This window comes from Microcoleus sp. T2B6 (assembly GCF_036700475.1).
Taxonomy (GTDB): Bacteria; Cyanobacteriota; Cyanobacteriia; order Cyanobacteriales; family Microcoleaceae; genus Microcoleus.
The window spans coordinates 56,886-66,360 of record NZ_JAUBOZ010000041.1 but is presented as its reverse complement, the minus strand read 5'-3'; the positions used below and the strand labels follow the sequence as shown (position 1 = coordinate 66,360).

11 protein-coding genes and 1 riboswitch are annotated in these 9,475 nt (G+C 42.8%); of the genes, 1 reads left to right on the top strand and 10 read right to left on the bottom strand.

All coding sequences use genetic code 11. The annotated features are described in order from the left end of the window. Window positions 1-50: 50 nt before the first annotated feature. Complete coding sequence (locus QUA00_RS18790; RefSeq protein ID WP_333307271.1) at window positions 51-188, bottom strand: type II toxin-antitoxin system PemK/MazF family toxin; 138 nt, start codon at window positions 186-188, stop codon at window positions 51-53. Next, window positions 181-372, bottom strand: coding sequence for a hypothetical protein (locus QUA00_RS18785; protein WP_333144515.1), 192 nt, complete (start codon window positions 370-372; stop codon window positions 181-183). Before QUA00_RS18785 ends, QUA00_RS18790 begins: the two co-directional genes overlap by 8 nt. Before the next feature lie 170 nt (window positions 373-542). On the opposite strand from QUA00_RS18785, the gene QUA00_RS18780 reads away from it, so the two are divergent. Beyond that, entirely contained in the window at window positions 543-1,244 is a 702-nt protein-coding gene (locus QUA00_RS18780) for a diacylglycerol/polyprenol kinase family protein (protein WP_333307269.1), read from the top strand. A gap of 156 nt (window positions 1,245-1,400) precedes the next feature. On the opposite strand, the gene QUA00_RS18775 is transcribed toward QUA00_RS18780, so the two are convergent. The 8 genes from QUA00_RS18775 to QUA00_RS18740 all read right to left on the bottom strand — a co-directional run bounded on the left by QUA00_RS18775 (window position 1,401) and on the right by QUA00_RS18740 (window position 9,224). Further along, window positions 1,401-2,279, bottom strand: a complete 879-nt coding sequence (locus QUA00_RS18775; RefSeq protein ID WP_333410746.1) for an ABC transporter ATP-binding protein — start codon at window positions 2,277-2,279, stop codon at window positions 1,401-1,403. 297 nt (window positions 2,280-2,576) lie between these two features. After that, window positions 2,577-3,443: a methyltransferase domain-containing protein gene (locus QUA00_RS18770; protein ID WP_333410744.1), complete on the bottom strand. Its 867-nt coding sequence runs from the start codon at window positions 3,441-3,443 to the stop codon at window positions 2,577-2,579. A 19-nt stretch (window positions 3,444-3,462) separates the two neighbouring features. Beyond that, window positions 3,463-3,903, bottom strand: coding sequence for a hypothetical protein (locus QUA00_RS18765; RefSeq protein WP_333410743.1), 441 nt, complete (start codon window positions 3,901-3,903; stop codon window positions 3,463-3,465). A gap of 157 nt (window positions 3,904-4,060) precedes the next feature. Then, window positions 4,061-4,205, bottom strand: a riboswitch (cobalamin riboswitch). A 148-nt stretch (window positions 4,206-4,353) separates the two neighbouring features. Next, complete coding sequence (locus tag QUA00_RS18760; protein WP_333410741.1) at window positions 4,354-5,409, bottom strand: MAE_28990/MAE_18760 family HEPN-like nuclease; 1,056 nt, start codon at window positions 5,407-5,409, stop codon at window positions 4,354-4,356. 6 nt (window positions 5,410-5,415) lie between these two features. Beyond that, a complete protein-coding gene (locus tag QUA00_RS18755; protein WP_333410739.1) occupies window positions 5,416-6,591 on the bottom strand; it encodes a DUF262 domain-containing protein in 1,176 nt (391 codons plus the stop codon). A 221-nt stretch (window positions 6,592-6,812) separates the two neighbouring features. Then, window positions 6,813-7,391 (bottom strand): Uma2 family endonuclease, encoded by a 579-nt coding sequence (locus QUA00_RS18750; RefSeq protein ID WP_333410737.1) that lies wholly within the window; start codon window positions 7,389-7,391, stop codon window positions 6,813-6,815. 34 nt (window positions 7,392-7,425) lie between these two features. Further along, entirely contained in the window at window positions 7,426-7,620 is a 195-nt protein-coding gene (locus QUA00_RS18745) for a hypothetical protein (protein WP_333410735.1), read from the bottom strand. A 191-nt stretch (window positions 7,621-7,811) separates the two neighbouring features. Further along, window positions 7,812-9,224: an ABC transporter substrate-binding protein gene (locus QUA00_RS18740; RefSeq protein ID WP_333410733.1), complete on the bottom strand. Its 1,413-nt coding sequence runs from the start codon at window positions 9,222-9,224 to the stop codon at window positions 7,812-7,814. Between the last annotated feature and the right edge of the window lie 251 nt (window positions 9,225-9,475).

Sequence of the window (9,475 nt, the reverse complement as noted above, 5' to 3'; positions counted from 1 at the left end):
GCCCGTCCTTTTTGGACGGGCGGGACGCCCATCCCACAATCTTGTGGAAGTTATTTAATTCTCATTCCTAGAGTCGCTAATGCCCGGTCTTGATTTAGAGCAGGAATACTCACGACCAAACATGGTCTGACTTTCGCAGTATAACCTAGATCGACTAACCAGATTTCACCACGCTCTGGACTATTCATATACGGATTCTTCCTCATCTAGCTCTAGAAAAAGTCCCTCAGCATTTAGAACTAAATCGTCATCAGATAGGGGCGGGAAGTCTAAATAAACAGTCCGTTTCAAAATTTCCAATACCAAATCTAACCGCTCTGAGTCTGTTAATCGCTCAAAGGTATTCAAAAGTTCTTCTACTAAAATAGTCATAGCTTTTTCCCTAGACTTGCTTATAGCATAGCACAGGTTTTAAGTAGACCAACCTCAAAAAACATAACAGCCAGCTCCCCGCAGCACTTTAAGGCTGCGGGGTTCTAACATCGATCGCGCTTTCCACTAAAGTAGTAAACAGTGCCCGATCTAAGTTTTCCCTAAATATCGTGTCTATATTTTCTGAAGTTCCGACTGTGTGGCTGCAAATTTCCCTCGTGGGAGTCTGGCTGGGCTTGATTTTACTGGTAGCTGAAGGGTTAAATCGCTTTACTTCTGTCGATCCTGAAGTATCGCGGAAGGTGGTTCACATGGGTAGTGGAAATGTGATTTTGCTGGCTTGGTGGCTGGAAATACCCGGTTGGGTGGGGATTTCGGCGGGGGTTTTAGCAGGCGCGATCGCCCTAATTTCTTACCAAGTTCCGATTTTGCCCAGTCTTAACAGTATCAACCGCAAGAGTTTGGGGACTTTTTTCTATGCTGTTAGTATCAGCGTTCTCGTAGCTTGGTTTTGGCCGCTGCAACATCAGGAATACGCTGCTTTGGGCATTTTAGTCATGACTTGGGGCGACGGATTGGCTGCTGTCATCGGCCAGAAATACGGCAAACATATTTATCGAGTTGGGGGAATTCAGAAGAGTTGGGAAGGTTCTGCAACTATGTATTTGGTGAGTTTTGCTGTTAGCAGTTTGATTTTGCTGGCGGTTCAAGGCAATATTTGGCAAACTTGGGCTGTGTCTGCTGTTGTCGCTTTAGTTGCTGCTACTTTGGAGTCGGTTTCCAAGCTGGGAATTGACAATCTCACTGTGCCGATCGGCAGTGGGGCGATCGCCTTTTTCCTCAATCAATTTTTGATGATTGGTAATGTGTAATCTGAACTTCCCCCCGCCGGCGGCGTTGCTGGATACAGGTATGAATTCAAGATTTCGCAATTGCTATAAAGCAAGTATGGTGAGTTTTGTAACTTCCATTCAAAGGTAATTCATACCGTGAATCAGCAATGCCAATTATCAATTGTCTAAGTTCCGTTAAAGCAGCCGACGTGCTTGTAAAATTTGTTGTTGCCATTGCTCGAAAGCGGGGATTTTTGAGCGATCGTCTGTGGGAAACATCGCCCTTATTTGCTCCATAAGCTCGATCGCCAGCGGTACCCCAAGGTGCAATTGTTCCAACACATCCCGCTGAGCAAAAACGCTTTCCGGTGCTCCTTCTAAAATTAGTTTCCCCCGATCCATTACAAACACCCAATCAGCCCAGCGGTAGATGAAATCGAGGTCGTGACTTGCTAAAAGAATAGTGGTTCCGGCGCTGTGAATTTGTTGAAGTAAACCGATCAGTTGTCGGGTGTGACGCGGATCGAGATAGGCGGTAGGTTCATCTAACAGCAGCAGTTTGGGCTTGAGAACCATGATATCGGCGATGGAAACCCGCTTTTTCTGGCCCAAACTGAGATTGTGAATTGGTTCGCGGGCGAGTTCGCTTAGATCGAATTGCTCGATCGCCTGCTGCACCTGTTGAGCAATTTCGGATTCTCTCAAGCCTAAATTGTACAATCCATAGGAAATATCTTCTTCTACCGTCGAAGCTACTAATTGATGTTCGGGATTTTGAAAGACGAGTCCGATTTGTTGGCGCAGTTGCATCAACGATTTGCGATCGTAGCGAAAGGGCTCACCTTGCCAGCTAATGATTCCCTGTTGCGGTTGATATAAGCCATTTGCTAACAGAAAAAAGGTAGTTTTGCCACAGCCATTTTGACCGATCAGCCCGCAGCGTTTCCCAGCGGGGACTTTGAGATTTAAACCCTGAATTGCCACTCGCGAACCGCAGGGATAGGAGTAGGAAGTGCGATCGAATTCTAGAATTGGGCATTGGGCATTGGGCATTGGGCATTGGGCATTGGGCATTGGTTATTGGTTATTGGTTATTTGTTATTGGTTATATCAATTCCGGTTGCACTTTTTATGATATGTCGGACACGGGAGTGCCGTTTCCCTACCGGGATTAATTGTAGGGACATGGCACTGCCGTGTCCTGACTGTGGGTAACATTAATTCCGATGCTACCGGATTTGATATTATTTATTATTTTTTAGAGCGTAGTCGGTGGATTACCATAATAAAATTGGTTCGTAGTAAGGACTTTAGTCCTGATTAAGAAAGGACTCTTCATCCTCACTACAAACTTATGAGGGTTAGTTTGTATCAGCGTTTATCTGGTTCTAGTAGCTGCCAAAGTTGCATTTCATAACAGAGATGTTGCTCAAAAAGTTGACTTGCCTCCAATCCTTCAACTACCAGCTTCTTGAACCAGCGACGAAATATCCAGCGCAGGAATTTGTGGACGGGGGGAACTGTGATCGCAATCAAATCTGCAACATAGATCATTGTATTTAGTCCATATCGGCGGAAAGTATCGACATACAAATCGATTGTTGGCAAAATATGGGCGGAAATATCCTCAGTTTTTACTAAAGTGAATCCAGCCTGCTTTAAGGCTGCATGAAGTTCCGTAACAACATGGCAATTAGAGAACATTCCCTCTTTATAATTAGCATCAGATCGCAGCATATCAGCCAGCAAAACGTAGCCGCCCTGATTGAGGATTTTAGCGGCACCGTTAGCAATATCAACAGCCGACATATACTGGCTACTTTCGCTAAAGAGAATAAGATCGTAGAAATGGGTTGCTTTGAAGTCTTCAAACCTCGTGAGGTGGAAGATTGCCCGATCGCCCGTACACTTAAGAAAGCGCTGTTGTTGGAACGGATCGGGTGCGAGCCCTTCGACTGCAAAACCTCGATCGAGCAAATAAGCCGCATTTCCGCCAATCCCGCAACCCACATCGAGTATCGTATGAGTGCCTTTGGGGATCGCATCTAACAGTTTTACAGTATAAGCTTGCTGAGCGAGGCGCAATCGTGCGATCGTTAGTTCGTCAGCGGGCACAGGTAGAGTTTCCCAATAGCCATAGTGAAGGTAGGGCGAATCTGTCAGGCCCAAATAGTAATTAAGCGCTGCATTTTGGTAGCGAGTTACCTTGGAAATTTCGATTGATTTTGGCTGCGGCATTCGGAAAATTTAGTAAGTTTTAGGATTTCGGGCAGAGTTGAAATTCTTCCCAGCGCTTGCATACTTGTTCATAGCACTCAACAGGAGAAATTGCCAAGTTTTGCAACAAATTGATATCAATCTGACCGTTGGCGATCGACAAAAATATAATTGCTGTCTTGGGTTCGTAGCTATCAATGATAGAGAGCAGATTTGAAACAGTGTTCTCCTCTATTTCTAGTTGTTGCAAATAAACGGTTGCCTCCAAGTCGGAAATAAATTGCAGATCGTACTTGATAGTATCTACGCTCCAATTCACAGAACCGTTAATGGGAGTATTGATTTTGCACGCAACCAAGCCTCGTCCTTGATGCAAAAAGCCATTCCAAGCAGTATGTCCGATCTGCAAAATATTCTGGTGAATAAACAAGTTTTGCCAGTAGCCAAAACTACCCTGCCAAACACTATCTTCAATTCGCATTTGTTTTCCATTAAAATAATATACGCTTCAGAACCCAGAGCAAATTACATCAGCTTTCATCTGTGTTTATCTGCTGATATCTGCGGTTAAAGAACCCCAATCCAATAATTTTAAAAATAATAAACTCACCATCATCCATACCTCGCAGATGAAAAACATGATTGTAAACAAATCGGCGGGCATCCTGACTCAGAGATGCAATCATCTCATTACAGTTGCGGGACAGCGCCGGATTCGCACCGAACTTTCCCCCTTGCGTCTGATGGCTGTTCTCCATCAGAGCCGATCGATATACGGGAATATTACCACTATTTGGGATATTTGACAAAAAACTCATGAGATATCTGTAACAATTTTTGTGGGATAGGCATCTTGACTGGCCTTGATTGACTTTTTACTTCTATGTCTATTAGAATTATCGAAAATAGGAAGATTTAGGCGATCGCTTTTTTATTCAATTATATAAAGGCTTAACCCTTTTTTAGCATCAAATATATCAAGTTGCAGATGCACATCTCTTTCCTCTGTTATCTCTACCTCATTTTTAGTAATTTCGTCAATTTTAATACTCTCAATTGTAGCCAAGCAGCAGTATGATGAAGTCTCTTTACGCAAAAACAATTTGGTACCAATAGACAGATGTATCTCCTTAACTCTTGCTCTGGCAACCCTAATATTATCTAGCCACTGTCTAATGTTTCCAATTTCTTTAGCTTTTCCTATTAAAATCTGCCGCTCAATAATCTTAGAAGTCACTAACTCAGCCAATGATTTGCACAAAGCTTCAACAAAGTTACACAAATCGAGTAGTTCTGCCTCTCCCAAAATCTCATCTATAATGGCTCTATGAGCAGCCTCGTTTCTATAATCAACCAGTTGTTCAAGTTCTCCTTCTGCTGTGTTTTCTCTGGCTCGAACATTTTCCACGAAATACTTGATAGCTCTATGATTATCCACCCATGCCCAAGTATTGGGAATTCCCGCACCGGAAAACAATTGCTCTATTGCTTTTTTTCGTAAATTCCCCTCGTGCAATAGAAAGGCATCTGAAACTAATTCGTATTTTTCTTCATCAGTGACTCCACGCAATAAACCTCGAACAACCTTCTCTACAGAAAGGTGTTGAAACCTATTCTTTTTTTTCTTTAGTTCAAGTAGTAATTTTCCTACACCTATCTGATGCGTATCTCTAATTTCGTCTTTCAAATCTGAATATAACGGAAACATTTCTGGCAGAACTTGTACCCAATTTGTAATTAATTCCTCAACAAATCCCTCATAAATTGCGTACAATCGTGTTACCGCCGCACAGTGATCGTAGACTCGCCACTCCCGTTCACTAGGAATATCTTCTCTTAGTTGAGTAAGTTGCGTATTTTCTTCCGATTCCTGTTGTGTTGCGGTGTCCTCTCTAAATACAATCCCTCTAAGCCTGTCGTTAGTCTGGATAATTTTATGTACACTGGAAATATTCACACTTACTTTCTTGAGAAGCTCATCAAACATCGCAAGTTACTCTCCGATAATTTGCGAGAGCATTTCGTCAAATATCTTAATGCGTTTCTGAATGTCAGCCTTAGTTCTACCCTCACCTGTTAAAAGACGCGATTCCTGCTTATCAAAGAGCTTCTTTGTTTCTTCAATTACTCTTAATTTTCGAGCAATCAATATTTCGGCTTCATCCAAATGCCTGCTAAATCCAACCATAACGGCATCATAGTAAGCTTTATGAGAATTCTTCTTCCAATTCCCTGACTTTGGCTCAAAGGGTTTGAACAAACTTTCTTCATAGATTTGATGAGCAAGATTGAGTGTTTGTAAAAAAACTTCCTTTAAAAATTCGATATCTTGCTCGGAGAAGCCCAAGCTTTTCATCATGTAAAAATCGAGAAATCCTTCCATACCATTACGGAAATGCTCTACGTTTCGCAAAGCGAAAAAACGGAGAACTAACTCTGCATCTTCCATCTTTTTATAAAGAGTATTTGTTGATAATGCTGGGCTGTTATCTTCGATCGGGATTCCCCAAGCTTTAGCAAATATGGGATGACGCGCTAATTCTATTAATACCAAATTAAATTTTCCATAATATAAGCAGTTTCTCACTTCTTGCTGACTTAAATTTACTCCCCCAGTATTAAGACGCTCGAAGGTTTTTTGTTTGAAAAATAGAGCTTCTTCTCGATCGGATGTTGATTCTTTAATAATTACTACAGATGATATAGAGCGACGGTCGAGACCAGCCCTAATCCTAAGAGGAAGCTGTTCATATTTAAGTAGATTGAGTTCCGGCCAAAGTTCCAGTTCAGTCAGGGAAAATTTATTTGTATAAAAATCCCGAATAGCGGTGATTCTCTGTTGACCATCCATCACCTCATAAGAGTTGTAATCAATTTCATAAAGAATAATAGGCGGAACGGGAATGTTAATCAGAAACGACTCAATTAGTCGTGACTGCTTCTTAATATCCCAACGTCCCCTTCTCTGATAAAGTGGGCGTAAATTCATGTATTTAGGATTTCTTAATAATGCTTCAACAAAGCTCGGAAGCTTTTCACGGTTGATTTCCGTAAGTATTCTTTTCTCTCCTGATTCGTACTTCTCGTTAATCTCAACATCAGATGTTTTAGTCCAAGTTTTTGATAGAGATTTCTCCCACATTTTTTCTTCAACTGGTGCAAGTGACATTTTTTAGCTCCTCTGTTATGGCGACTCTTGTGAATAATTCTAGCATTTCCAGGCTTAACCTAAGCTCTAAGGCTCCAATAGCTCTTAAAAACTCAGCAGGCGCGATCGCTCTTATCCCAAACCGCTCAATGCCAACAAAGTCGCGAGTGTTGTACGTTACTACGCTATCACATCTTGCTGTAGGCGCAACACACCAGTAATTCTGGTCGTAGATTATTTGCCTATTCACCAAACTCAATATTTTCATACAAATCAGCCAGCGAAATTTCCACAGCAACAGATTTTAAACTGAGCCGATCGCCCATACAGCTATATTCCGAAAAAATCCACTTATTCGCTTCAGTTTTAGAATATTGCTCCACCTGTAGCCGATATTGGTCGATTAATAAATACTCCTGAAAACTAGGAATACTGCGATAGGCAGCAAACTTTTCATCGCGGTCATAAGCTTTAGTACCTTTAGATAGCACCTCAGCAATTAGCAGCGGATTGGTAATTGTATCCGTCCGTCCAGATTGCAGCTCGATCGGGCGCGCTACCACCATCACATCCGGGTAAGTATAATTATTAAGGTGTGGAACCCAAACCCGCTGATCCGATGCAAAAATACTGTAAGGTTTACCCTTAAGACTCACCCTCAAAATAGCATTTAAGATGCTCGTAATTTCATTGTGATCAGGTGTGCCGCCAGCCATCAGAACAATCTCCCCATTGATAAATTCATGCCGATCCGGAGAATTGATTTCCAATTCTAGATATTCCTCAGCGGTGTAGGTTTTGGTTTCAACTTGCGCGATCATACACAACGCTCTCCTTTAATCTACTCATTTCATTTTATCTTAAAAATGTGGCTAATTCAACAGAAAAGGAGAATTTAATCGGGAGCATCTCATATTTGTAAAAATACTTCTTCTGGCTCCTTCCTTCTTCGGGCTCCTTCCTTCTTCCTCTTTCCTTCTTCCTCTTTCCTTCTGCCTCCTGCCTCCTGCCTCCTGCCTCAAAACTCCAATTTCTAGCGGAGGGCTGCAAAGGTGAGATGCTCCCATTTAATCATGCTAAGAAACAGGCAAGATGCCTGTTCCACAAAGAGGGAATTTTTTTGTAGGGCGTGAGTTTGGCATCAAGAACAGGCAAGATGCCTGTTCCACAAAGATTGAATTTTCTTGTGGGGAGTAGGGGTTGGGCCGAAGAGCCCGCCCGCGCGATCGCACTTAACAAACTTACCGCAGCGGGACAAAGTTATAGCCAGTGCTTCCTCCTTGTTTAACTTGCACTAAAATCGGCTTACCAGCCCGATCGCCCGTGGGCAAAAACTTCACATCCTCGCTTGATCCTGCTGTCGAAAAACTCGCATTTCTGAGTGCTTGTTGTAATCCTTCCCGCGTATTGCTTTGCCGCAAGCCAGCGATGACAGCTTGAGTCGCGTCAAAACTCGTTGCTGTTCGCCAATTCACAATGCCTCCCCAACGCTGGCGGGCATTTTCTGGGAAACGGCTACCGGGATTAGTGTCAGGATGCCAGGGAACGGGCAAAACAAGCCCGTCAACGTCTTTTTGTCCGTCTTTTAAAGTTTGAAAGGTGTAGAGGGTAGTGCTGCCGTAGAGTGGCAATTTGCCTCGATTGCTGCGAGCCAGAGAAATCGCACGGTCAATGCGATCGATGTGGGGCGCTACCATCAATCCTTGTGCACCTTTGCTGACAGCATCGGCGATCGCACTTTCGGGATTAAAAGAGGGTAACGAAAAGTCGCAAACAGTAGGAACTAATTTGCCTCCAGCAGCAGTAAGATCTGCCACAAATTCATCTTTAAATGATATGTTATCCGGTGCTTGGGAGTCATAACAAATGGCAATATTAGTTTTGCCGGCTGTTTTAACTGCATATTCTGCTAATGGATCAGCCATTAAGCTAATATTGGGTACTGTGCGAAAGATGTAGCTGCCAAATCCTGATAGATTATTGGCAAAGCTCGTCGGTGTCACCATTACCAGTTTTTCTTGCTGATATATCGGAGCAGCTTCGAGAGATGCGTTGCTAGCATTGTGTCCAATTACTGCCAGTATACTCGAATCTTTTGTCAATGTCCTTGCAACTTCTCTGACCACTTCTGGACTATTGTCATCGTTGACAATTTCTACTTGCAGTTTTGCGCCGTTGATGCCACCGCTATTATTGATTTCATCCTGAGCTTGGGCTACACCTCGAAGGATTTCTTGGGCGACATTGGGGTTGCTACCAATGGGGACGCTGACAGCAATTTTCAAGGGAGAAGCATTGCTGGTTGTGGCATTATTCAAATAGATAATGGTTTCCGGGTCGTTGCGATTTTGTTGCAGCGATTTCTGAAAATATTGGGCGGCAGCTTGGTAATTTCCCTCAGCAAAAGCTTGAACTCCTGCTTGTTTGTCAGGTGTTGTTTGGGATGTCACCAATATCTGATTTCCTAAACTGATACGATTGGCGATCGCTCCGGGTGCGATCGTTGCCGCTGTAGAGGTAGATGTAGGTGTATTTGAAGTTTTAGCTTTCAATAAACCGGGAATAAACTTGTATGCGCCCAACCCAATTAAGCCGATGGCAATAATAAAAACAATGGGCGGCGGGCTGTTTTTTTTGTTAGTATCTTGATACATGATTTTTTCTCTTTATTTTGATACTGTCATTATTCATTCAATTACTGTTCACGTCAATTCATATAATTCATTAATTAAGTTCATAAAAGTCATATTTGTAATAGCTGTTGCAGGAAGTGCGATCGCCCTTATTCAAATCCGGCCCGCTAAACTAACGAGAATACGGGAATTATCAACAATATTCCTGGACGCGCGGGTGCTCAGAAACCAGGTTTTTTGCCCAGAAGACGCGCTACAGCCCACATATTCTG

Bases quoted from the DNA above. Each gene is read 5' to 3' on its own strand.
- QUA00_RS18750 (WP_333410737.1), bottom strand. From the start codon at position 7,391: ATGATCGCGCAAGTTGAAACCAAAACCTACACCGCTGAGGAATATCTA.
- QUA00_RS18770 (WP_333410744.1), bottom strand. From the start codon at position 3,443: ATGCCGCAGCCAAAATCAATCGAAATTTCCAAGGTAACTCGCTACCAA.
- QUA00_RS18790 (WP_333307271.1), bottom strand. From the start codon at position 188: ATGAATAGTCCAGAGCGTGGTGAAATCTGGTTAGTCGATCTAGGTTAT.
- QUA00_RS18785 (WP_333144515.1), bottom strand. From the start codon at position 372: ATGACTATTTTAGTAGAAGAACTTTTGAATACCTTTGAGCGATTAACA.
- QUA00_RS18760 (WP_333410741.1), bottom strand. From the start codon at position 5,409: ATGTTTGATGAGCTTCTCAAGAAAGTAAGTGTGAATATTTCCAGTGTA.
- QUA00_RS18775 (WP_333410746.1), bottom strand. From the start codon at position 2,279: ATGCCCAATGCCCAATGCCCAATGCCCAATGCCCAATGCCCAATTCTA.
- QUA00_RS18740 (WP_333410733.1), bottom strand. From the start codon at position 9,224: ATGTATCAAGATACTAACAAAAAAAACAGCCCGCCGCCCATTGTTTTT.
- QUA00_RS18765 (WP_333410743.1), bottom strand. From the start codon at position 3,903: ATGCGAATTGAAGATAGTGTTTGGCAGGGTAGTTTTGGCTACTGGCAA.
- QUA00_RS18755 (WP_333410739.1), bottom strand. From the start codon at position 6,591: ATGTCACTTGCACCAGTTGAAGAAAAAATGTGGGAGAAATCTCTATCA.